This is a genomic window from Aliamphritea spongicola, assembly GCF_017051665.1.
In the GTDB taxonomy this organism is placed as follows: Bacteria; Pseudomonadota; Gammaproteobacteria; order Pseudomonadales; family Balneatricaceae; genus Amphritea; species Amphritea spongicola.
Genome location: NZ_JAFIDL010000004.1, coordinates 297,352 through 319,573 on the forward strand (window position 1 = coordinate 297,352; position 22,222 = coordinate 319,573).

General features: G+C 50.4%; 19 protein-coding genes. 11 read left to right on the top strand and 8 right to left on the bottom strand.

Going from position 1 to position 22,222, the window contains the following annotated elements; all coding sequences use genetic code 11:
- The 5 genes from zapE to moaB form a co-directional block, all read right to left on the bottom strand.
- Positions 1 to 1,110: a cell division protein ZapE gene (gene zapE / locus JYB63_RS14830; protein ID WP_205658669.1), complete on the bottom strand. Its 1,110-nt coding sequence runs from the start codon at positions 1,108 to 1,110 to the stop codon at positions 1 to 3.
- A gap of 174 nt (positions 1,111 to 1,284) precedes the next feature.
- Positions 1,285 to 1,866 (bottom strand): molybdenum cofactor guanylyltransferase MobA, encoded by a 582-nt coding sequence (gene mobA, locus JYB63_RS14835; RefSeq protein ID WP_205658670.1) that lies wholly within the window; start codon positions 1,864 to 1,866, stop codon positions 1,285 to 1,287.
- A 3-nt stretch (positions 1,867 to 1,869) separates the two neighbouring features.
- Positions 1,870 to 2,118, bottom strand: coding sequence for a MoaD/ThiS family protein (locus JYB63_RS14840; protein WP_205658671.1), 249 nt, complete (start codon positions 2,116 to 2,118; stop codon positions 1,870 to 1,872).
- Between the two features lie 46 nt (positions 2,119 to 2,164).
- Complete coding sequence (locus JYB63_RS14845; protein WP_205658672.1) at positions 2,165 to 3,400, bottom strand: molybdopterin molybdotransferase MoeA; 1,236 nt, start codon at positions 3,398 to 3,400, stop codon at positions 2,165 to 2,167.
- On the bottom strand, positions 3,397 to 3,948 hold the full coding sequence (gene moaB, locus JYB63_RS14850) for a molybdenum cofactor biosynthesis protein B (protein WP_205658673.1): 552 nt from the start codon (positions 3,946 to 3,948) through the stop codon (positions 3,397 to 3,399). Before moaB ends, JYB63_RS14845 begins: the two co-directional genes overlap by 4 nt.
- A 282-nt stretch (positions 3,949 to 4,230) precedes the next feature.
- On the opposite strand from moaB, the gene JYB63_RS14855 reads away from it, so the two are divergent.
- The 6 genes from JYB63_RS14855 (at position 4,231) to JYB63_RS14880 (ending at position 10,139) form a co-directional block, all read left to right on the top strand.
- A complete protein-coding gene (locus JYB63_RS14855) occupies positions 4,231 to 4,419 on the top strand; it encodes a hypothetical protein (protein ID WP_205658674.1) in 189 nt (62 codons plus the stop codon).
- A gap of 154 nt (positions 4,420 to 4,573) precedes the next feature.
- The gene (galU, locus tag JYB63_RS14860) at positions 4,574 to 5,461 is read left to right on the top strand and encodes a UTP--glucose-1-phosphate uridylyltransferase GalU (protein ID WP_205658675.1); all 888 of its coding nucleotides are present in this window, start codon (positions 4,574 to 4,576) and stop codon (positions 5,459 to 5,461) included.
- Between the two features lie 2 nt (positions 5,462 to 5,463).
- Positions 5,464 to 7,110 (top strand): glucose-6-phosphate isomerase, encoded by a 1,647-nt coding sequence (gene pgi / locus JYB63_RS14865; RefSeq protein ID WP_205658676.1) that lies wholly within the window; start codon positions 5,464 to 5,466, stop codon positions 7,108 to 7,110.
- 5 nt (positions 7,111 to 7,115) lie between these two features.
- Complete coding sequence (locus tag JYB63_RS14870) at positions 7,116 to 8,390, top strand: nucleotide sugar dehydrogenase (RefSeq protein ID WP_205658677.1); 1,275 nt, start codon at positions 7,116 to 7,118, stop codon at positions 8,388 to 8,390.
- Positions 8,390 to 8,755 carry a VanZ family protein gene (locus tag JYB63_RS14875; RefSeq protein WP_205658678.1) on the top strand — a complete coding sequence of 122 codons (366 nt, stop codon included), beginning with the start codon at positions 8,390 to 8,392 and terminating at the stop codon, positions 8,753 to 8,755. Before JYB63_RS14870 ends, JYB63_RS14875 begins: the two co-directional genes overlap by 1 nt.
- Positions 8,756 to 8,768: 13 nt before the next feature.
- A complete protein-coding gene (locus JYB63_RS14880) occupies positions 8,769 to 10,139 on the top strand; it encodes a phosphohexomutase domain-containing protein (protein WP_205658679.1) in 1,371 nt (456 codons plus the stop codon).
- A gap of 68 nt (positions 10,140 to 10,207) precedes the next feature.
- Here JYB63_RS14880 and aceF read toward each other — a convergent pair whose 3' ends face one another.
- The 3 genes from aceF to pdhR form a co-directional block, all read right to left on the bottom strand.
- Positions 10,208 to 12,181, bottom strand: a complete 1,974-nt coding sequence (gene aceF / locus JYB63_RS14885; RefSeq protein ID WP_207758379.1) for a pyruvate dehydrogenase complex dihydrolipoyllysine-residue acetyltransferase — start codon at positions 12,179 to 12,181, stop codon at positions 10,208 to 10,210.
- A 28-nt stretch (positions 12,182 to 12,209) separates the two neighbouring features.
- On the bottom strand, positions 12,210 to 14,867 hold the full coding sequence (gene aceE, locus JYB63_RS14890) for a pyruvate dehydrogenase (acetyl-transferring), homodimeric type (protein WP_336510893.1): 2,658 nt from the start codon (positions 14,865 to 14,867) through the stop codon (positions 12,210 to 12,212).
- A 538-nt stretch (positions 14,868 to 15,405) separates the two neighbouring features.
- The gene (gene pdhR, locus JYB63_RS14895; protein ID WP_205658681.1) at positions 15,406 to 16,170 is read right to left on the bottom strand and encodes a pyruvate dehydrogenase complex transcriptional repressor PdhR; all 765 of its coding nucleotides are present in this window, start codon (positions 16,168 to 16,170) and stop codon (positions 15,406 to 15,408) included.
- A gap of 509 nt (positions 16,171 to 16,679) precedes the next feature.
- Between pdhR and JYB63_RS14900 the strand changes: the two genes are divergently transcribed.
- From JYB63_RS14900 to JYB63_RS14920, 5 genes are all read left to right on the top strand, one after another.
- Entirely contained in the window at positions 16,680 to 17,747 is a 1,068-nt protein-coding gene (locus JYB63_RS14900) for a TRAP transporter substrate-binding protein (RefSeq protein ID WP_205658682.1), read from the top strand.
- 121 nt (positions 17,748 to 17,868) lie between these two features.
- Positions 17,869 to 18,396 carry a TRAP transporter small permease subunit gene (locus JYB63_RS14905; RefSeq protein WP_271273497.1) on the top strand — a complete coding sequence of 176 codons (528 nt, stop codon included), beginning with the start codon at positions 17,869 to 17,871 and terminating at the stop codon, positions 18,394 to 18,396.
- The gene (locus tag JYB63_RS14910) at positions 18,396 to 19,781 is read left to right on the top strand and encodes a TRAP transporter large permease (protein WP_205658705.1); all 1,386 of its coding nucleotides are present in this window, start codon (positions 18,396 to 18,398) and stop codon (positions 19,779 to 19,781) included. Before JYB63_RS14905 ends, JYB63_RS14910 begins: the two co-directional genes overlap by 1 nt.
- Before the next feature lie 72 nt (positions 19,782 to 19,853).
- Positions 19,854 to 21,545, top strand: coding sequence for a D-lactate dehydrogenase (gene dld, locus JYB63_RS14915; RefSeq protein ID WP_205658683.1), 1,692 nt, complete (start codon positions 19,854 to 19,856; stop codon positions 21,543 to 21,545).
- Between the two features lie 109 nt (positions 21,546 to 21,654).
- The gene (locus tag JYB63_RS14920; protein ID WP_205658684.1) at positions 21,655 to 22,143 is read left to right on the top strand and encodes a universal stress protein; all 489 of its coding nucleotides are present in this window, start codon (positions 21,655 to 21,657) and stop codon (positions 22,141 to 22,143) included.
- Positions 22,144 to 22,222: the final 79 nt, after the last annotated feature.

Here is a 22,222-nt window from a genome sequence, read left to right on the forward strand (position 1 = left end):
TCAGGCCTTGTGCTCCCGGGCCAGATACTCATGGGACTGCATCTCAAGCAAACGGCTCTGGGTACGGGCAATTTCAAACTCCAAACCACCCTGTGTATAAATCTCCGGTATGGATACTTCAGCGGAAATAATCAGTTTTACACCGCTGTCATAGAACTCATCCACCAGATTGATAAAGCGGCGGGCAGCATCATCATTCGCCCGCCCCAGCTGCGGCACATTACTCAGCATCACTGCATGGAAAATCTTTGCCAGCTCAATATAGTCATTCTGACTGCGTGGCCCTTCGCACAGCTCGGAAAAATCAAACCAGACAACATCTTCACAACAGCGTCTGGACTTAATATCCCGGCCATTTATTTCCAGCACCTCTGCCTCAACCACCTCTTCCAGATCCGGTGCCAGATTTTCAAAACTGGTATTAAGACTCACATCCGCAGCATCATCCAGCGGATAATGATAAAGCTCAGCCTGCTCAAGTGTACGCAAACGGTAATCCACACCGCCATCAACATTCAAAACATCAGTGTACTTATTCAACAATTTAATTGCCGGAATAAAGCGCTCACGTTGCAAACCGTTTTCGTACAGACCATCCGGAACAATATTGGATGTAGCAACCAGTGTTACACCGTTGGCAAACATTTGCTCCAGCAAGCCACCCAGAATCATCGCATCCGTAATGTCGGTAACAAAAAACTCATCAAAGCAAATGATCTGAAACTCGGCCGCAAACTTTTTACCGATAGTGACCAGCGGATCCTGAGTACCGTCCAGCAACCGCAGCTCTTTATGAACCCGCTGCATAAAACGGTGAAAATGGGTCCGTTCCTTATTTTCAAAAGGCAGGCTGTCAAAAAACGTATCCATCAGATAGGTTTTGCCCCGGCCTACTCCGCCCCAAAAGTACAGCCCCTGCACCGGCTCAACAGGTTGCTTATTAAAGCGTCCGGTCAGACGCTGCAACAAACCACCTTTCGGTTTTTCCTGCTGCGCAGCCACCATATCGTCATACAGCCGCTGCAAATGCTTAACTGCCATTTCCTGGGCAGGATCGTAACTAAAACCTTCCCGCTTCAAATCAGCCTGATAGCGCTCCAAGGGGGTCATAACACTTCCAAATTATCAGTTTTATTAATCTGCGGGGGACTCTACATAGACACCGCTGACATTGCAACGCAACATAAACACCCCTGATACTAAAGATGCTTATGGCGTCAGCTAACAAAATGCCAGACACAAAAAAGCCGGGCTTAATAACCCGGCTCTGCAACCTGTAAGCTTTTACTGCTGTAATTCATCCGGCGAATTCAGGTTCTGTAACTGTGAAGCCAGATCGCTGACATCTACCTCCACAAAAGGATGCTTGCGCATCCAGCCCTGAACACCGCGACGCCCTTCTTCCAGCCAGCTATCCAGCGAATCTGCAAATTTACCAGGGATAACCGCATGCAGAGGATGCCACCAATCCGCTTCAGATAAGACACAGATATGGCCCGGGTGCTCTGCAGCCGTTGCCAGCAGCCGACCAACAACCTGCTCACTCAACAAAGGCGTATCACAGGGCACAACCAGCAAATTGTCCGTTTTACAGACCCGCAAAGCAGCCTGAATACCCGCCAAGGGACCCTGAAAGCCTTCCAGTTCATCAGCAACGGTCAGATCGGCCAATTCGGAGTATCGCGGAATATTTCTGTTACAACTGATCAGTAGAGTGGAAACTTCAGGTCGAAGCAGCTGAACCGCATACTCAACCATCGGCCGCTGACGGAACTCAACCCAACCTTTATCCTGGCCACCCATACGCTGACCCTGCCCGCCGGCCAGCACCAGTCCGGTGACATCCAGCGGCGATAACTCAGCCATGGTTCAGCCGCCCGTTACCGGAGGAAATAATCCAAGCTCATCGCCATCGCTGAGCTGCGTATCCAGCGCCACCAGCTCCTGGTTCACCGAGCACAACAAATCAGCATTATTCAGAACATCATCCCAAACATCGCCACGCTGACGCAGTAACTGCACAACATCAGCAACAGAGCAGGCGTCATCACAGGTTACTTCCGTGCGTTCAACACCCAGGGTTTCACGGATAGAAGCAAAAAACAGCACATTGATCATTCAGTTATCCAACTATTATTTCGACGGTTAACCCGAAATATACTACTTAATTCAACACTTCGCTCAGAGGAATAAAGTCATACAGCTGACCTTCCACAACCTGAGTATCACATGGCACCACCATAAAGCCTGCCGCACTGGCAGCAGAGCTGAGAATACCGGAGCTCTGATCCCTGCTCATACATGCATTACCCGCTTCAAGCTCTACACGCAGGTACTCCTGACGTGAAATAGCCTTACTTCGGCTGAACCCTGCAGGCACTTTAAAGATCTGCGGCAGATAAGTAGTTGCTCCCTGAGACTTCAGCAAGTAAGGACGCGCTAAAATCGCAAAGGTAACAAAGACAGATGCTGGATTACCCGGCAAACCGATAAACGGCGTGCCGCTTACCTCACCGAATGCCAGCGGTTTACCCGGCTTAATCGCCATTTTCCAAAGATTCAGCTTACCCAGCTTTTCCACAGCCGCTTTAACATGGTCTTCTTCGCCAACGGAAACACCGCCACTACTGATAATACAGTCAGCCTGTTCCGCAGCTTTTAACAGAGCAACTTCGGTCGCTTCAAAGGTGTCATCCACTGTACCAAGATCAAGTACATTGAGACCCAATCCTTGCAGTAAACCTTTCAGCGTAAACAGATTGGAATTATAAATCTGTCCCGGCTGGAGAGGATTACCCGGCATAACCAACTCATCACCGGTAGTCAGAATTGCAACCGTCAGAGGCTGGCGGACTTTAACCCGGGCAACACCTACGGATGCAAGCACACCCATATGAGCTGACTGCAACCGTACACCGGACTGCATCACCACCTGACCGGCAGCAATATCCTGTCCTTTCGGACGCACATTCGCCCCGGATTTAACCGGCTTTGCAAACTCAACCCAGGCGCCTTTTTCATCTTCACCGCTGACGGTATTTTCCTGCATTTCTACAGCATCAGCACCCGGAGGAATTTCGGAGCCAGTAAAAATACGCGCTGCTGTTCCCACTTCTAATGGCTGCGGGGCTGTTCCTGCAGGAATTCGCTGAGAAATATAAAACCGCTTTCCGTCACTGAGATCTGCAGCAGAAAGCGCATATCCGTCCATTGCACTGTTATCCTGAGGCGGCACATCTACAGAAGAATAGACATCTTCCGCCAGTACCATTCCCAAAGCATCTTCAATAGCAACTTCATCATACTTTTCTGTCACCCGTGCCAGATCAAGCATGGCATTGAGTGCATCAGCAACAGGCATTAATGCCTGCTTCTGAGAATCACATCCGCAACTGCTCATCCCCGGCTCCCGCAGGCTGTTTCAACCGGCCCGGTCATAACCATCTCGACAAAGTTACAGGGGCGATGACGGGCATCCAACTGTTCACGGATAATATTATTCCAGGCGGTTTTACATGCACCTGTTGATCCCGGCATGCAAAAAATAACAGTACGGTTAGCAATGCCGGCAAACGCACGGGACTGAACAGTAGACGTACCGATTTCCTGATAAGAAATCTGCCGGAACAGCTCACCAAACCCTTCCACATGCTTATCGAACAGCGGCTTCATTGCTTCCGGCGTTGAATCCCTGAGGGTAAAACCTGTGCCGCCGGTGACGAGAATCGCATGAATATTTTCATCTGCAATCCATGAGGAAGCCACTGCTCTTAACTTATAGACATCATCAATACAGATCGTACGGGTCGCCAGTTGATGACCGGCTTCTGTCAGCCCGGCAACCAAAGCATCACCAGAGGTATCATTCTCCGGGGTACGGGTGTCAGATACAGTTAAAACCGCAATATTTAAAGGCTGAAACGGAACGCCTTGCTTAGCATGACCCATGACTAAATCTCCGATCTGAATTAAAAGCCCGGCTAAATTATTGTATGCCCGCCGTCCAGGCAAGCTTTATTTCGCAATCCGACACAGGGAATGCCAATCCCCTGACCTAAGTTAATTTTTCCACTGCCGGACAACAGTAAACTTTAGCATTATCGTAAAAGACCTTTAACTGACTTCACAGATCCGGGCTATCTGTTAGAATATCCGTGCTACAAATCAGGCTACGGAAAAGCCCTCCCTGTCAGCTAACAGGGAAACAGAAATTACAGGGAGGTAACCGCAATGACATCTCAGATACTGGCTAACCGCCACACACAGGAACTTGAGAACATGGAACGTATGTTCACCCGGATCACCCGGGACTTTGAACGGGAATTGCTCACCAGCGATGAACAAGCCTACAGACCCCTTCTGATGACGCTGAATGACGCAGAAGCGCCTGACAATCCACCCACAGGAACAGCAGACTAAAACTCAGCTTAAAAAGAACCTTTGGTCACCAAAACTAAACCGATATACTTATTCTGAACACCTGTAAAAGAATAACGGTAACTACACAGTACGCCTGTAAAACTATCAGGCAACACTGCTACACAACATCGATTAACCGAGAGCAACTCACACCATGACAACAGTCCGTAAAGCTATTATCCCGGTTGCAGGCCTTGGCACCCGAGTACTGCCTGCCTCTAAAGCAATTCCTAAAGAAATGCTGCCTGTTGTAGACAAACCGGTTATCCAGCATGTTGTCGAAGAAGCGGTTGCCGCCGGCATCAAGGATATCATCCTGGTCACCCGTGCAGGCAAATCAGCCATCGAAGATCATTTCGATACCCATTACGAACTCGAAGCTGAGCTAAGCCGTAAAAATAAAACCGCCCTGTTAGAAGCCATTTCAAACATCATTCCTGATGATGTCACGATTCAGTCAGTAAGGCAGTCCCGCGCACTGGGTCTGGGGCACGCTGTTCAGTGCGCCGCCAGCATGATTAACGATGAACCTTTTGCGGTGATTCTGCCGGACGTTCTGGTCAATAATTACGGACAGTCCGAAAACGACCTTGCCTGCATGATTAATGCTTTCGAAGCGAATAATGCTGCGCAGATCATGGTGGAAACAGTACCGGCAGACAAAGTCAGCCTTTATGGTATCGCTGACTGTCAGCAAGTTACCCCCGAGGCTGGCAAGTCCACACCTGTAGTTCGCTTTGTTGAAAAGCCAGCTGCCGATGAAGCCCCTTCTGACCTGGCCGTTGTTGGCCGGTATATTTTACCAGCCCGAATTATGGAGCTGCTTGCCACCACCAAACCCGGTGCCGGCAACGAAATCCAACTGACAGATGCCATGGATGCTCTCTTGGAAGAAGACACCATGGAAGCCTACAGAATGCAGGGAAAAACCTACGACTGCGGTAACAAGACAGGCTTTTTACAGGCAAATATTGCCTACGGACTGCAACACCCGGAAACCTCTGCAGAACTGACGACATTTATCGGCCAACTGAATAAATAAACATGAGCATAACTTCAAGCGCTGCCTGGCAAGCCCTGCAGACACATGCAGAACAGGCAAAACAAACACACATAAAGGACATGTTTGCTGAACAGCCGGCACGCTTTTCTGAGTTAAGCTTTCAGACAGAAAACCTACTGCTGGACCTGTCTAAACAACGTTTTAATCTTACGACGGTTTATCTGCTTGTTCAGCTGGCTAAAACCCAGCAACTGCCGGCAAAAATACAGGCCATGTTTGACGGCGCTATTCTGAACCCCTCAGAAAACCGCCCGGCACTGCACAGTGCACTGCGTCAACCCCGAGACAAATCACTGGTGCTCGACGACACAGATGTCATCGCGGATGTGCATCAGTCTCTGGACGCAATGGAGCAGCTGGTAAACCGTATTCACCAGCGCCAGTGGCGCGGTTTTGACGGCAGCCCAATTCAGAACATTGTAAATATAGGTGTTGGCGGATCAGACCTGGGACCACTGATGTGCTGCAAGGCGCTCACTGAATGGGGACCCGAGGAAGCCCAAAAGCTAAACATCCATTTTGTGTCCTCCATGGATGGCAGCCAGCTTGAACGCCTATTACTGACACTCGACCCGGCTTCGACACTTTTTATTATCTCCTCAAAGTCATTCTCCACCATTGATACGCTGGCGAACGCTAAAACCGCCCGGGAATGGCTCATCAATGCCAGCGGTGCACCTGCCGATATTATCAACCAACATCACTTTATTGGCGTTACCAGCAAGCCAGAGAAAGCAGAAGCCTGGGGCATTCCCCTGACTAATCAACTGCACTTCTGGGACTGGACCGGCGGCCGTTATTCACTATGGTCCGTGATCGGTTTCCCGATTGCACTCCACATTGGCATGGAAAACTTCCAACGGTTGCTGGCAGGTGCTCACAATATGGACGAGCATTTCCGAACTGCTGAACTGACGGATAACCTGCCGGTATTACTGGCACTAACCGATATCTGGAACATTAACTTTCTGGATATTCACGCCCATGCCATTCTTCCTTATGATGGCCGCCTGTCACACTTACCGGCCTACCTTGAACAGCTGGAAATGGAAAGTAATGGCAAGAACGTCAGCCTGGACGGTCAGCAAACTGATTACCGTACCTGTCCGATTCTCTGGGGTGAGATAGGCTCAAACGCGCAGCATGCGTTTTATCAGTTACTGCATCAGGGTACGGAAGCAGTTATGTGTGACTTTATCGTGCCGGCACAGCGCTACCAGGATGCCAGTGCAGAACTGCAACAGCAGCATCAACTGGCCCTGGCTAACTGCCTGGCACAGTCCCGCTTATTAGCACTGGGAGACAGCATTCTGGACGCCGCAGAGCAGGCACCGGCACACAAACGCTATCAGGGCAACCAACCCTCCAGCACCATTATGCTGAAAAGCCTTAATCCTGAGACCCTGGGCGAACTGATTGCCCTCTATGAACACAAAGTATTTGTGCAATCCGTCATCTGGAATATCAATCCATTTGACCAGTGGGGGGTTGAGCTGGGCAAAGTCATTGCCACTGAACTACTTTCGCAATTCAGCAATGAAAGCAATTCTGCCCTGGACAGCTCCACCGCAGGCCTGATTGACTTCATTCAGTCAAATACCGGTTCCCGGCACACAAACGACGGATAATCAGCATGAAAATCACAGTTTACGGTAAAGAACTGACATCCTGGGTTGCCGCTGCCTGCCTTGCCCGCAGCGGCAATGAAGTCACCATCATTGAAAACCCTTCCAATGCTAATATCCGGCCTCAGCCACTGCCTGCAATCAGGGTACTGGTAAACGAACCCGGTTTACTGGATCTTGTTGAAGAGCAAATCCATTCAGGCAGGCTGGTACGCAACCTGCAAAGCGAAACCGATACCACTATACACTGGCTGGCACTGAATGCAGACGAAATCAGCCTGGCTAAAGAAATTGTCAGTGAAGAGACCCTAGAATCCGGCACCCAGCGCCTGATTGTCAATCAGTCGAATTTTGGCGTTGGCGCAACAGAGCAGCTGCAAAACCTGCTCACACACACAGAACAACACGATGTAATCTATCTACCAGACCTGATTCAGGAAGGTAATGCAATTAATGATTTTTCCACGCCAAAACGGCTGATTATCGGTGCGGACCGGGAATGGAGCATCATCCAGACCAATGCATTACTGCGCCCTTTCAGCCAGTCCGCCGACAACATCCAGGTAATGGCTCCAAAAGAAGCTGAATTTACCAAGTTTGCCATTACCGGCATGCTGGCTATCCGGATCGGCTATATAAACGAACTTGCCAATCTGGCGGACCAGATCAACGTAGATATCGATGTCATCCGTCAGGGTATGGGTGCCGATCCCCGCATTGGTCATCACTACATGTCTCCAGGCTGCGGATTTGGTGGCCAGAATTTTCAGGAATACACCCGCAAGTTTTCGGAGCTGTTTGAACAAAAGAGCAACCCCTCCTTACTGGCGACAGTTATTAAAGAAAATGAAGTCCAGAAAGAACTCCTGTTCAGAAAGCTCTGGCAACACTATCAATGTGATCTGAAAGGTAAAACCGTGTCTTTATGGGGTGGGTCCTTTAAGCCGGAAACCGCCAGCATTGATAACGCCCCCAGCCTGAAAATCATTGAAGCACTGCTGGCTCAGCAGGTCACCGTAAAACTGCATGATCCGCAGGCCCTGCAAAATCTTCAGGAATATTTCGGTAACGACCATTCGCTTGAGTACTGCGACAACCGTTACACAGCTCTGGAAAACAGTGACGCCCTGCTTATCGTGACTGAGTGGCAGGAATACTGGTCACCGGACTACAGCCTGATGCTGAGCAAGATGCGAACACCGCTGATTATTGACGGACGTAATATTTTCGATAAAGAAATGCTTCAGAGTCAGGGATTTACCTACACAGGTATTGGTCGCTGATGCAATCTCAAAACCTCAGAAGAATCGCTCAGCTAGCCTTCATCCTGAGCATTGCGGCCATTCTGACAGGCCTGTTTCGCAGCACACCGCCTCAGGAGCTATTCCCCCATTCAGACAAAGTCGGCCACGTTGCAGGCTTTCTGGTGGTCGCCATTTCCGGATATTTCGCCCTGCCGGCCAACCTGACAAAAGCGTTCACGGCCGTGCTTATAATCCTGGCTATCGGCTCTGAATATGCTCAGGCCAGCTTTCTGCCAGCCCGGTATTTCTCACTACAAGATATGTTTGCTAATCTCTCGGGCATACTGATCGCCGGGATAATTATCCGCATACACCACACCTCTAACGCTAAAAAACACCAATGAATATGGATGCCATATGACGCCTTTAGCCTGTTTCAAAGCTTATGATATTCGTGGCCAGCTCGGCACTCAGCTAGACACCGATATTGCCTACCGGATCGGCCGCGCTTACGCACAGTACCTAAAACCTGAAACGGTTGTCGTGGGAGGTGATATGCGCCTTTCCACCAGCGAATTGAAAGAAGCCCTTAGCAATGGTCTGCGGGATTCAGGCGTGAATGTATTGGATATCGGTCTGTGCGGCACCGAAGAGATTTATTTTGCGACCACGCATCTCGGTACAGACGGAGGCATCGTCGTCACTGCCAGCCATAACCCGGAAGACTACAACGGTATGAAGCTGGTAAGAAAAGGCTCCAAACCGATCAGCGGTGACACCGGACTTAATGATATTGAACGCCTGACCCGGGAAAATGACTTTCCCAAGCCAGATCCTACTGCCCGCGGTGGATATCAACTGGTCGACACCCGCAGCGCTTACGTTGAACATCTGCAGACTTATGCAGATCTGAGCAAGTTAAAACCGCTTCGCCTGGTGGTCAATGCCGGTAACGGTGTTGCCGGCCCGGCCATTGATGCACTGGAAAGTGCGTTTCAACAACAGCAGGTGCCGGTAGAATTTATCAAACTGCACCACCAGCCTGACGGTACGTTTCCAAACGGCATTCCTAACCCTATCCTGCCTGAAAACAGAGCTGACACCATCGCCGCTGTACTGGAACACAAGGCAGACATGGGCATTGCCTGGGACGGCGACTTCGACCGCTGCTTCCTGTTCGATGAAAAGGGACGTTTTATTGAAGGATATTACATCGTCGGCCTTCTGGCAGAAGCCTTCCTTAACAAGCACCCAGACGAAGCAGTTATCCATGATCCCCGCTTAATCTGGAACACACTGGATATTGCCGAAACCAGCGGTGGCCGGGCAATTCAGAGCAAAACCGGACATGCATTCATCAAAGAACGCATGCGAGAAGAAGATGCCATCTATGGCGGTGAAATGAGCGCTCACCATTACTTCCGGGATTTCTTCTACTGCGACAGTGGAATGATCCCCTGGCTACTGGTTGCCGAACTGATCAGCGACAAACAGCAACCGCTTTCAGAACTGGTCGATGACCGCATTGCCAAATACCCATCTCCGGGTGAAATAAACAGCAAACTGGCAGACCCTGCCAGCGCGATTCAGCGGGTACTTGAGCATTACGAAAATGACGCCGTCAGCATTGACCATACAGACGGAATCAGCCTTGATATGGGTCAGTGGCGCTTTAACCTGCGCAGTTCAAACACGGAACCCGTTGTACGTCTTAATGTAGAAACCCGTGGCGATATTAACCTGATGGAAGACAAAACAGCGGAACTGCTGAGCCTGCTACGCCGTTAAACTTAATATCCTACAGATACAAAAAAGGCGCTTAACAGCGCCTTTTTTATTACCAGAACAGTACCTGGTTACATAGCCATACGACGAACATCGCTCAGCAATGCATTCAGGTAGGTCAGGAAACGCCCTGCATCACCACCGTTGATTGCCCGGTGATCATAGGACAGGCACAGCGGCAACATCTTACGCGGCTCAAACTCCTTACCATTCCAGCGCGGTTCAATATCCGCCTTGGACACACCCAGAATCGCCACTTCAGGGGCATTCACAATCGGCGTAAAGCCGGTTCCGCCAATACCACCCAGGCTGGAGATCGTGAAGCAGGCACCCTGCATTTCATTAGGCTTCAGCTTGCGATCCTTAGCCTTACCCGCCAGCTCAACCGCTTCCCGGGACAGCTCATAGATGCTCTTCTTATCAGCATCCTTGATGACCGGAACCATCAAGCCGTTAGGCGTATCAACCGCCATACCGATATTTACATACTTCTTGTAAACGATGTGTTCACCGTCCGCATGCAAAGAGGCATTAAACTTAGGATGTGCTTTCAGCGCCATAGCAATCGCTTTGATCATGAACGGCAACGGCGTCAGCTTAACCCCTTCACGGGCAGCTTCTTCTTTCATTCCCGCGCGGAACGCTTCCAGATCCGTAATATCCGCTTTATCAAACTGAGTCACATGCGGGATATTCAGCCAGCAACGTGACATGTTATCGCGGGTAACCTTCTTAATTTTGCTCAGTTTTTCCAGCTCAATCTCACCGAACTGGCTGAAGTCAACCCCAGGAATAGCCGGAATACCGGAGCCACCGGTTACCGCTGCTGCAGGCTGCTCTTTCAGCTTCTTCAGAGACGCTTTCACATAGGCCTGAACATCTTCCTTAAGAATACGGCTACGCGGACCGGTACCGGATACCAGGGCAAGATTAACACCGAATTCACGGGCAATCGCACGTACTGCAGGGCCGGCATGAACAGATTTATTTTTCTGTTCCAACTCAGCTTTATCAACAGCCTGAGAAGGCTGTGCAGCAGGCGCTGCAGGCTTGGAAGCCGCAGGCGCAGAAGCAGCCGGAGCAGACGCTGCCGCAGCAGGTGCTGGCGCCGCCACTGCCACAGGGGCAGCACTTGCAGCCACTTCCAGGCTCATTAGCAGGTCACCAGCGTTCACCTGGTCACCTTCTTTTATCTTCATGGCTTTAACAGTACCCGCCTTAGGTGCAGGCACTTCCATGGATGCTTTATCGGTTTCCAGCGCGATCAGGGAATCACCCTCAGCAACGGTATCACCGTCCTTAACCAGCACTTCAACCACATCCACATCAGTGGCACCGCTGAGATCCGGAATCAGTACATCTTCCACACCACCAGCAACGACAGGTGCAGGTTCAGCAGCAGGTGCCGGAGCAGCAGGTGCTTCAGTAGCAGGTACCTCTGCAGCAGGTTCAGCGACAGGCGCACTGCCTGCAATCTGCATTTCACAAAGGGCATCGCCTTCATTAACCGTATAACCTTCATCAACAGCAACGCTTACCACTGTACCGCTGTAAGGGGCCGGCACTTCCATGGAAGCTTTATCCGTTTCCAGCGCAATCAGGGAATCCCCTTCAGCAACCGTATCACCCGGTTTCACGAATACTTCAACAACATCCACATCGGTCGCGCCACTCAGATCAGGTACAGCAACCTGAGCGGTTTCGCTCGCCGCGGCAGGTGCGGCCGCAACCGGTGCAGCTTCCGCTACAGGTTCAGCATCCACTTCAGCTACGGGTGCTTCAGCAGCCGATGCATCGGCAGGAGCTATTTCCAGCACACAGAGCGCATCACCTTCGTTGATCGTATCGCCTTCGCTGACAGAAACCGACACAACCACACCGGATTGTGTTGCCGGCACTTCCATTGAAGCCTTGTCAGTCTCAAGGGCAATCAGCGAATCCCCTTCTTCAACCTTATCACCAGGCTTAATGAACACTTCGACCACATCTACGTCAGCCGCACCACTTAAATCAGGAACCGTAATATTCACAGTACTCACAGTCATTTCCTCTTTTGCTTCCGTCTGGCCAGGGTTACACAGTCCAAGGGGCTGGTTTTTCTGGGTTAATGCCAAACTTCTGCATCGCACTGGCAATTACAGAACGCTCAATCAGGCCATCATCGGCCAGTGCTGTCAGTGCAGCAATTGTCACGTAGTGACGGTTTACTTCAAAGAATTCACGCAGCTTATCGCGGGTATCCGAGCGGCCATAACCGTCAGTACCCAGTACCCGGTAAGTACCCGGCATGTATTCACGCAGCTGTTCTGGATACATACGCATGTAGTCAGTCGCCGCAATCACAGGGCCCTGACGGTCCGCCAGACAATCCTGCAGATAGCTGGTCCGCGGCTCCTGCGCAGGATGCAGCATATTCCAGCGGGCTACCGCCTGAGCATCACGACGTACTTCGTTGATAGACGTTGTGCTCCAGATATCTGCTTCTACACCAAACTCTTCACGCAGGATATCCGCAGCAGCAATCACTTCACGCAGAATCGTACCGCAACCCATCAGCTGTACTTTCTTCTCTGCCTGCTTACCTTCCTGCAACAGGTACATACCCTTAACAATGCCTTCTTCAGCACCGATCGGCATTGCCGGATGAGCATAGTTTTCGTTCATCGTAGTGATGTAGTAGAACTTGTTCTCTTTGTCCTGAAACATGCGCTTGAGGCCGTCCTGAACGATAACCGTCAGCTCGTAACCGAAGGTTGGGTCGTAGGAAACACAGTTCGGGATCATCTGCGCCATCAGGTGAGAGTGACCGTCCTGGTGCTGCAGACCTTCACCGTTCAGCGTAGTACGGCCGGAAGTTGCACCGATCAGGAAACCACGTGCCTGCATATCACCGGCCGCCCAGGCCAGATCCATGATGCGCTGGAAACCAAACATCGAATAATAGATGTAGAACGGAATCATGGTGCAGTTGTTGTTGCTGTATGACGTTGCACACGCCATCCAGGCACTCATTGCACCGGCTTCGTTAATACCTTCTTCCAGGATCTGACCGGTCTTGGATTCCTTATAGAACATGATCTGGTCAGCATCATGCGGTACATAACGCTGGCCTTCAGATGTATAAATACCCAACTGACGGAACATACCTTCCATACCGAAGGTACGGGCTTCGTCCGGTACGATCGGTACGATACGCTCACCGATAGCTTTATCCTTCACCAGCGTGCTCAGCACCCGGTTCAGGGTCATCTGAGTGGACATTTCACGTTTACCACTCTCTTTCAGCTGAGAAGAGAAAGTATCCAGCGGTGGAACTTCCAGCGCGTCAAAATCAGCCCGGCGGGATGGGTAAACACCGCCCAGCTTATTACGACGATCCATCATGTACTTCATTTCCGGAGAGTCTTTAGACGGACGGTAATAAGGTACATCTTTAAGTTGCTCATCACTCAGTGGAATGTTGTGGTTGTCACGGAAGTCCATCAGGTCATCCATGGCCACTTTCTTCATTGAGTGAGTATCGTTCTTCGCCTGACCGGACTTACCGGTACCATAACCTTTTACAGTCTGCGCCAGAATGACGGTCGGCTGACCTTTATGGTTCATCGCCTGCTGGTAAGCGGCGAATACTTTATACGGATCGTGGCCACCGCGGTTCAGATTCATGATGTCCTGATCAGACATATCCTTAACCAGCTCAAGCAGCTCAGGGTACTTACCGAAGAAGTGCTCACGGGTATACGCACCGCCGTTCGCTTTGTAGTTCTGCAGTTCACCGTCGCAGACTTCATCCATACGCTTTTTCAGCAAACCGGACGTGTCGTTCTCAAACAGCGGATCCCAGTGACGGCCCCACAGACACTTGATTACGTTCCAACCAGCACCGCGGAATACGCCTTCAAGTTCCTGAACAATCTTACCGTTACCCCGTACCGGACCGTCCAGACGCTGCAGGTTGCAGTTAACAACAAACACCAGGTTTTCCAGCTGCTCACGGCCGGCCAGTGCGATAGCACCCAGAGATTCCGGCTCATCACACTCACCGTCACCCAGGAATGCCCAAACCTTACGGTCGCCACGGTTAATCAGGCTGCGGGCAGACAGGTAACGCATAACGTGCGCCTGATAAATCGCCTGAATCGGACCAAGGCCCATTGATACTGTCGGGAACTGCCAGAAGTCAGGCATCAGCCACGGGTGTGGGTAGGAAGAAAGACCAACACCATCCACTTCACGGCGGTAGTTATCCATCTGCTCTTCTGTCAGACGGCCTTCAAGGTAAGCACGGGAGTAGATACCCGGCGCAATATGGCCCTGGAAAAATACCAGGTCGCCTTCCTGCTCACCTTCTGAGCCACGGAAGAAATAATTAAAGCCGATATCGTAAAGCGTTGCAGAAGAAGAGAAACTGGAGATGTGGCCGCCAAGACCTTCATCGTTGTCATTGGCACGCATAACCATTGCCATCGCATTCCAGCGGATGAAAGAGCGAATCCGGCGCTCCATAAATAAATCACCCGGCATCCGGGCTTCATCTTTAGGGGCAATGGTATTTACATAAGAGGTTGTTAACGTATTGCCCGCTTCGATCCCCATATCAGAGGCTCTTTCGCCAAGCTTACTCAGGATATAACGCGCGCGCTCATCACCTTCGTGTTTTGCAACCGACTCGAGCGCATCCAGCCATTCATTCGTTTCGATTGGATCAATATCATCGATTATGTCTTGCACGTTTCCTTTCTCCACTTTTCTTACTTCTATCTTTTATTAGCAGGCAGCTTCCGAATAAAGCGCTGTTGACCACCAACAAACCAGAATGCTCCGACAATTTGCTTACCGACACACAGACGGGTGCAGTACAGGCAACATCCGGTCACCGGTACCAACAACTACAAAAAAACAAATCAGAGTTTCGATCAGTCTGAATCGCCGCAAAAACAACGACTAATGACCCAATCAGACCTAAGCATGACGCATTTAATCCACTTTTCACACTGAGGTATAAAGGTTTGTTGGTAAAAATTTTGTAGTAATACTACAAAAAATGACTTTTCAAGTCTAGTCAGACTACAAAAATCTAACTTAATAACAAGCTGTGTAGTTTTTATACAGAACGTATATGACAGGATACTTACAGTTGGTGGGGGATGGAGCAATGAACAGTGCACAAAGCCCCGGAAAACACCTGCGTTTAGAAAGAAACGTAACTTGCGCCAATTGACACAAGTCACCAAATCAGGGAATTGCCGGTAGCATCAGCAAAATCAGCTCAGCGCGGTGTCAGATCAGCCCGGCGTAAAGCCCGCTTAAGACGGGTATCTTCCTTACCCTGCTGTAATAAAGCATCTTCCACATACGCCAGGTGATCATGGGCCGCCTGGCTGGCACGGTCCGGATCCCCTTCAAGAATCGCTTCCATCAGCACATAATGTTGCTGGTGAATCTTGCCGCGGATTTCGGGCTTCGGATAAATATCCTGCAAGTTATCCCAGACGTGCTGACGCAATAAAGTGAACAGCGCACGCATCATATGCAATAGCACCATGTTGTGTGTGGCTTCAGCGATTGCCAGATGGAAATCCACATCCGCATACACTTCTTTATCGAAGGCTTTATTCTCGTGATGTTCCTGAAGCGCGTTATAACGGGCACGGATATTTTCTTTATCTGCTGCAGTACTACGCAAGGCAGCATAATAAGCAGACACCCCTTCCAGCGCGTGACGGAACTCAAGCAAATCATACTGAGCTTCAGGGTGTGTCTTAAAAAGCTCCAGTAAAGGATCCGAAAATGCCCCCCCCAGATCCTCAGATACATAGGTTCCGCCACCCTGGCGGCTGATCAGCACCCCTTTGGCAGAAAGCTTCTGCACAGCTTCACGTAATGAAGGCCGGGAAACATCGAACTGTTTTGCTAATTCCCGCTCTGAAGGTAACCGCTGGCCAGGCTTCAGTGTGCCTTCAAGCACCATCTCTTCCAGCTGCCCCATGATGACATCAGATATTTTTGGCTGTTTAACGCGCTGATACGCCATATTTATATTTCTCCATGGAGCTGTATTAACGGCTCCGTACCGCAATCACACTGTGCATTTTCAAACCACAACCCAACGGCCTGGCCGGGATTACCTGCCGCGGAACGCAGTATACCTGCTCATCCCGCCAATGGTTGCTTTTTTATCTTACCAATCACCCTGCAGGCTGCCTGATACAGGAGCGCACCGTCCCCCAAACGCATAAGCGACATTGATCCAGAGCAGCTCAGCGTTAAATCGCACACCCGAAAAACAAATTGGTAAGACCAAAATTAAACATAAAAAAACAGCAACTTGCCGCCAAAATCACACTTAAGCGTAGATATTCAGTAAAAATTAGCTATTGACAAGTATTAGCACGAATCTTTATGGTTACAGCACTTTTGATGGTAAATTGGTATTACCAATTTATCAAGACGTAATCTGAACACGGTTTCAGACATCAAAAGAATATCCACAGATTCAGCCTCTGGCAGAAAAAAGAACAACAACCTCAACGAGGGCAAGTCATGAAAAAGTTCGTAAAGTCTATTCTGAGCACAGCCGTACTGAGCGCCGCCGTTTGCGGTACCGTCACCGCACAGGCAGCAGATAAAGTCCTGCTGAAAACCCCTATCGCATTTGGCTCGCACCTGCCAGCTCTGGGTACTCCGATTAAATGGGTATCTGAACAGCTGAAAGTCATGAGCGATGGCTCAATCAAAATGAAGATTTACGAGCCAGGCAAACTGGTTGCACCTAAAGAGATTCTTGACGCCGTATCTGCCGGCAAGATCAATTCCGGCTATGCAACTGCCGGTTACTGGCAGGGTAAAATGCCAGCTGCAGCACTGTTCTCTGCAGTACCTTTCGGCCCAGAAGCCGGTGAATACATGGCATGGCTGTACTATGGCAACGGTATGAACCTGTATCAGGAAATGTATGACACTAACGGTTACAACGTAAAAGTAATCCCATGTGCGATCATCTCTCCAGAGACTTCCGGCTGGTTCAGCAAAGAAATCAACAGCCCTGAAGATCTGAAAGGCCTGAACATGCGCTTCTTCGGTCTGGGTGCTTCCGTAATGGAAAAACTGGGGGTATCCACCTCTCAACTGCCAGGCGGTGAAATCTTCGGTGCCCTTGAGAAAGGTGCGATTGATGCATCTGAATTCTCTCAGCCAGCCATCGACCAACGTCTGGGCTTCCACAAGATCGTGAAGTACAACTACTTCCCTGGCTGGCACCAGCAGGCAACCGTATTCGAACTTCTTGTAAACAAAGACGCCTGGGGCAAGATGTCTGAAGGTCAGCAGGCAATCATCGAAAACACCTGTAAAGCCTCTATGACCAACGCTATCGCTGAAGGTGAATCCATGCAGTTTGACGTTATGGCTAAAGCACAGGAAAACGGTGTAAACATCCGTTACTGGAGCGACGACATGCTGAACACCTTCAATGAAAAATGGCAGGAAGTAGTTGCTGAGAAAACTGCCGGCGACGAATTCTTCAACAAAGTCTGGACAGACATGAGTACTTTCCGTAAAGGCTACGACCTGTGGGAAGCGAACGCATTCCTGCCACGTGCTGCACGGTAAAACGTCCCTCCGGAGAAGCCCTGCTTCTCCCCCCCGCAGTAACGGGCTGTTCAGGCAGCCCGTTTATTAACTGCCACAGAAGTAGAAATACCAGAATAATAATTTACAGAGGAGCCTCAAGGTGAATACTTCCGGTAACATGCCACCCGTGCCTCTCGCCGATTGTATCGATCGTGCTATTCAGAAAATCGGCAGCTACATTGCCTGGTCATATGTATTACTGGTACTGGTAATCATGGCTCAGGTAATCCTGCGCAAAGGCTTTTCCAGCGGTTTAATACTGCTTGAGGAATTACAATGGCACCTCTATGCCGTAGGCGTTATGTTTGGCCTTGCCTATGCGCAAACCACCAATTCACATATCCGTGTAGACCTTTTCTACACAGGTTTCCGGGCCCGCAGTAAATACATCATTGAAATCTTCGGAATTCTGGTACTGGTACTGCCCTTCATCGGCATTATCTTTTTACACAGCCTGGAATTCGTTGCTGATGCCTGGCGCATCAACGAACATTCTGAATCCCCTTCCGGCCTGCCATGGCGCTGGCTGATCAAGAGCGTTATCCCCCTGAGTATGGCAATGATGGCGCTGGCAGCGCTTTCACGTTTATACCGCGATACTGTTTTACTGTTTAAAGGGGATGCATGATGGAAATTAATGAGATTCTTGTCATTGCGATGTTCGCCTCGTTCATCGCACTGTTATTCACCGGCATCCCGGTCGCCTGGGTACTGGGTGGCATCGGGGTTATCTTCGCCGGCATCGGCTACATTGCCGACACCTATTTTGACACTATTACCGGGCTGGACTATCTGACCCTCGGCCTGGTGGTGAACCGCCTCTGGAAGATCATGGATAACTGGATTCTGGTGGCCCTCCCCATGTTCATATTCATGGGCATCATGCTGGATAAATCCGGTGTGGCAGAACGCCTGATGAAGTCCATGCAGGAGCTGTTCGGTAACGTCCGTGGCGGTCTGGCCATTACCGTGACCGCCATCGGTATTATCCTGGCGGCATCTACCGGCATCATCGGTGCATCGGTGGTGTTGCTGGCGGTGATGTCGCTGCCATCCATGACCAAGCAGGGCTATGCCATGCCACTGGCACTGGGCACCATTGCCAGCGCCGGTACTCTGGGGATTCTGATTCCGCCGAGCATCATGCTGGTAATCATGGCGGATCAGCTGGGTCTGTCCGTGGGCGATCTGTTCATGGGAGCGGTGTTCCCGGGCCTGATGCTGGGGGCTATGTATATTGCCTACATTCTGATTACCGGTTTCCTCAAGCCTGAATCGGCCCCGCTGCCGGCGGACGCCAAACCGGTGACCATGGCCACCTTGGTTTCAGTTCTGAAAGCGGTTTTGCCGACACTGGCGCTGATCTTCGTGGTTCTGGGGTCGATTTTCGCCGGTATTGCCACACCGACGGAAGCCTCCGGCGTCGGTGCTTTTGGTGCCACCCTGCTGGCCATGTACAACCGGAAATTCAGCTTTAAAGTGCTGAAGGAAGTCATGACCGGTACCTACAACACCACCGCGTACATTTTCGCAATCTTCATCGGTGCCACCTGTTTTGCACTGGTGCTGCGGGAACTGGGCGGTGATGAACTGATCGAGTCCTTCCTGACCGGCCTGCCGTTCGGCCCGTACGGCATTATCTTCTTTATCCTCGGGGTGATCTTCCTGCTGGGCTTCTTCCTGGACTGGATCGAAATCACCCTGATTATCCTGCCGCTGCTGGCGCCGGTGATTTCCGCTCTGGGGCTGGATATCAACGGTTACGGTGTGGTGGATAATCCGGAGCTGGTGTGGTTCGTGATGCTCGTCGCCATGGCGTTGCAGACCTCCTTCCTCACCCCGCCGGTGGGCTTCGCCCTGTTCTACCTGAAAGGGGTATGTCCACCGAATGTGAAGATTACGGATATCTATAAAGGCGTGACGCCCTTTATCATTCTTCAGCTGACCGGCCTGTTAATCCTGGTCTTCTGGCCACAGCTGGTACTTTGGCTACCGGCAGCCGCTTACGGCTGATTAACCGCCTGACAAGCCAAGGCCTGGCAACAGCCAGGCCATGATGTAACGCGAAAGACTCAAGGTATCACTATGTCACAAGATGCGATCATTCAGCAGTTAAGTGCAATTGTCGGCGCAGACAACATCTACACAAAAGCACGCCAGACCGAGCACTACCGCAGTGGCTTCCGGTCCGGTAAAGGCGACGCGCTGGCCGTGGTCTTTCCAACAACCCTGCTCCAGCAATGGCAGGTACTAAAAGCCTGTGTGGCAGCCAACAAGATTATTATCATGCAGGCCGCCAATACCGGCCTGACAGAAGGTTCCACCCCCAGCGGTGATGACTACGACCGCGAGATTATCATTCTTAATACCACCCGGATGAATAAAATCATCCTGCTGGATGAAGGCAAACAGATTATCAGTTTTCCCGGAGCAACTCTGTTCACTCTGGAGAAACTGCTTAAACCACTGAAACGGGCGCCTCATTCTGTTATCGGTTCATCCTGTATCGGTGCGTCAATTGTTGGCGGTATTGCAAACAACTCTGGCGGTGCACTGGTTAAACGGGGTCCGGCGTATTCTGAGCTATCACTTTACGCACAGATCAATGAGCAGGGCGAACTGGAACTGGTTAACCATCTAGGCATTGAACTGGGTAACTCTCCGGAAGAAATTCTGACTAACCTGGAATTACAGCATTTCAACGCGTATACGCTTGAACCCTATGAAGGGAAAGCCTCAGCCAGTGATTATCCGGAAATCCTCCGGGATGTGGATGCTGATACCCCGGCCCGCTACAACGCCGATACCAGCCGGCTTTACGAAGCCAGTGGCTGTGCCGGAAAACTGGCCATTTTTGCTGTACGTATCGATACCTTCCCGGTTGCCGAAAAAGAACAGGTTTTTTATATCGGTACCAATGATCCGAAAGAACTGACTCAGCTGCGCCGGGATATTCTGCAAAACTTTGAAAACCTGCCGGAAGTTGGGGAATACATGCACCGGGATGTTTTCGACATCGCACTGAAATACGGCAAAGACGTATTTCTGATGATTAACTACCTTGGCACAGACCCACTGCCAAAACTATTTGCGATGAAAGGCTCCATCACTGCCTGGTTAAACCGTTTCAGCTTCCTGCCTAAAGATATTCCTGACCGTGCCATGCAACTGCTGAGCCGTTGCTGGAAAAACATTGTGCCTAAGCGCCTGATGCAATACCGGGACGATTACGAACATCACCTTATTCTTAAGATGAGTGACGCCGGTATCAGCGAAGCTGAGTCTTACCTGCAAAAGTTCTTTGCCAACAGTACTTCAGGTAATTACTTCACTTGCAGTGCCGACGAAGCCAAAAAAGCTTACCTGTTACGCTTTGCTGCTGCCGGTGCAGCCATCCGTTACCAGACAGTTCATCAGGATGAAGTGGAAAATATCCTCGCGCTGGATATTGCCCTGAAGCGTAATGATGAAAACTGGGTAGAAGAGCTACCTGAAGAAATCCGCAGCCAACTGGTGAGCGCCCTGTACTACGGACATTTTATGTGTCACGTATTCCATCAGGACTATATTTTAAAGAAAGGTGCTGATGCCGCAGCGATTAAACAGCAAATGCTGGACATCCTTGCGGCGAAAGGTGCCAAGTACCCGGCAGAGCATAATGTAGGTCATCTGTATGCAGCAGAGGAAGGTCTGAAAGACTTCTATGTTGCCCTGGATCCGACCAACACATTCAACCCGGGGATTGGCAAAACATCTAAACGCCGTTGCGGTTGTTGATCCGGATCAAGGCTACCCAATTTCGGGGATTTACCCTTGCGGAGCAACGACTTACCTTAGCCGTGTGAGATTTTAACTCCCCCGGTCAGACAAATTAGCGAGGCAGACCATGGCTTTACCAAAGATTAAAACGATTCTTTACACGACTTCACTGGGGAAACACACCCGGCCGGTATTCCGTCAGGCGGTAAACCTGGCACAGCAGTTTGATGCTCACATCATCATGCTGCATGTTATTGAACCGATCGGTGAACTGGGCCAGGCGCTGATTCAGAACTATCTGCCCCAGGATCTGGTTAAAAAAATCCATGACGAAGGTATCGATGAAGTTAAAGCATCCATGCAAAAGCGCGTTGAAGTCTTCTGTGAAGAAGAACTGGGGTCACTGGATAAAGTCGTCACCCTGGACATTGAACAGCGGGTTGTTGAAGGTAACTATACTGATTCCATTCTGGCGCAGGCAAAACTGAGCAACGCCGATATGATAGTAATGGGATCTGAAAACACCTTTGGCCACCATAGCCAGACGACCCGTCAGGTCATCAAGGGTGCCAAGATTCCGGTAGTAGCAGTACCAACCGGCAAAGCATTCGACTGATCACAGTTTTTATCCCGGGCTGCTGACCGTTATTGCAGTCCGGGCTTAATATAGCCGGCTGTTATAAGTTATAAAACAA

What these genes read in the sequence shown, in the direction of transcription:
- zapE (WP_205658669.1), bottom strand. Translation starts at nt 1,110, where the DNA reads ATGACCCCCTTGGAGCGCTATCAGGCTGATTTGAAGCGGGAAGGTTTT.
- mobA (WP_205658670.1), bottom strand. Translation starts at nt 1,866, where the DNA reads ATGGCTGAGTTATCGCCGCTGGATGTCACCGGACTGGTGCTGGCCGGC.
- JYB63_RS14840 (WP_205658671.1), bottom strand. Translation starts at nt 2,118, where the DNA reads ATGATCAATGTGCTGTTTTTTGCTTCTATCCGTGAAACCCTGGGTGTT.
- JYB63_RS14845 (WP_205658672.1), bottom strand. Translation starts at nt 3,400, where the DNA reads ATGAGCAGTTGCGGATGTGATTCTCAGAAGCAGGCATTAATGCCTGTT.
- moaB (WP_205658673.1), bottom strand. Translation starts at nt 3,948, where the DNA reads ATGGGTCATGCTAAGCAAGGCGTTCCGTTTCAGCCTTTAAATATTGCG.
- JYB63_RS14855 (WP_205658674.1), top strand. Translation starts at nt 4,231, where the DNA reads ATGACATCTCAGATACTGGCTAACCGCCACACACAGGAACTTGAGAAC.
- galU (WP_205658675.1), top strand. Translation starts at nt 4,574, where the DNA reads ATGACAACAGTCCGTAAAGCTATTATCCCGGTTGCAGGCCTTGGCACC.
- pgi (WP_205658676.1), top strand. Translation starts at nt 5,464, where the DNA reads ATGAGCATAACTTCAAGCGCTGCCTGGCAAGCCCTGCAGACACATGCA.
- JYB63_RS14870 (WP_205658677.1), top strand. Translation starts at nt 7,116, where the DNA reads ATGAAAATCACAGTTTACGGTAAAGAACTGACATCCTGGGTTGCCGCT.
- JYB63_RS14875 (WP_205658678.1), top strand. Translation starts at nt 8,390, where the DNA reads ATGCAATCTCAAAACCTCAGAAGAATCGCTCAGCTAGCCTTCATCCTG.
- JYB63_RS14880 (WP_205658679.1), top strand. Translation starts at nt 8,769, where the DNA reads ATGACGCCTTTAGCCTGTTTCAAAGCTTATGATATTCGTGGCCAGCTC.
- aceF (WP_207758379.1), bottom strand. Translation starts at nt 12,181, where the DNA reads ATGACTGTGAGTACTGTGAATATTACGGTTCCTGATTTAAGTGGTGCG.
- pdhR (WP_205658681.1), bottom strand. Translation starts at nt 16,170, where the DNA reads ATGGCGTATCAGCGCGTTAAACAGCCAAAAATATCTGATGTCATCATG.
- JYB63_RS14900 (WP_205658682.1), top strand. Translation starts at nt 16,680, where the DNA reads ATGAAAAAGTTCGTAAAGTCTATTCTGAGCACAGCCGTACTGAGCGCC.
- JYB63_RS14910 (WP_205658705.1), top strand. Translation starts at nt 18,396, where the DNA reads ATGGAAATTAATGAGATTCTTGTCATTGCGATGTTCGCCTCGTTCATC.
- dld (WP_205658683.1), top strand. Translation starts at nt 19,854, where the DNA reads ATGTCACAAGATGCGATCATTCAGCAGTTAAGTGCAATTGTCGGCGCA.
- JYB63_RS14920 (WP_205658684.1), top strand. Translation starts at nt 21,655, where the DNA reads ATGGCTTTACCAAAGATTAAAACGATTCTTTACACGACTTCACTGGGG.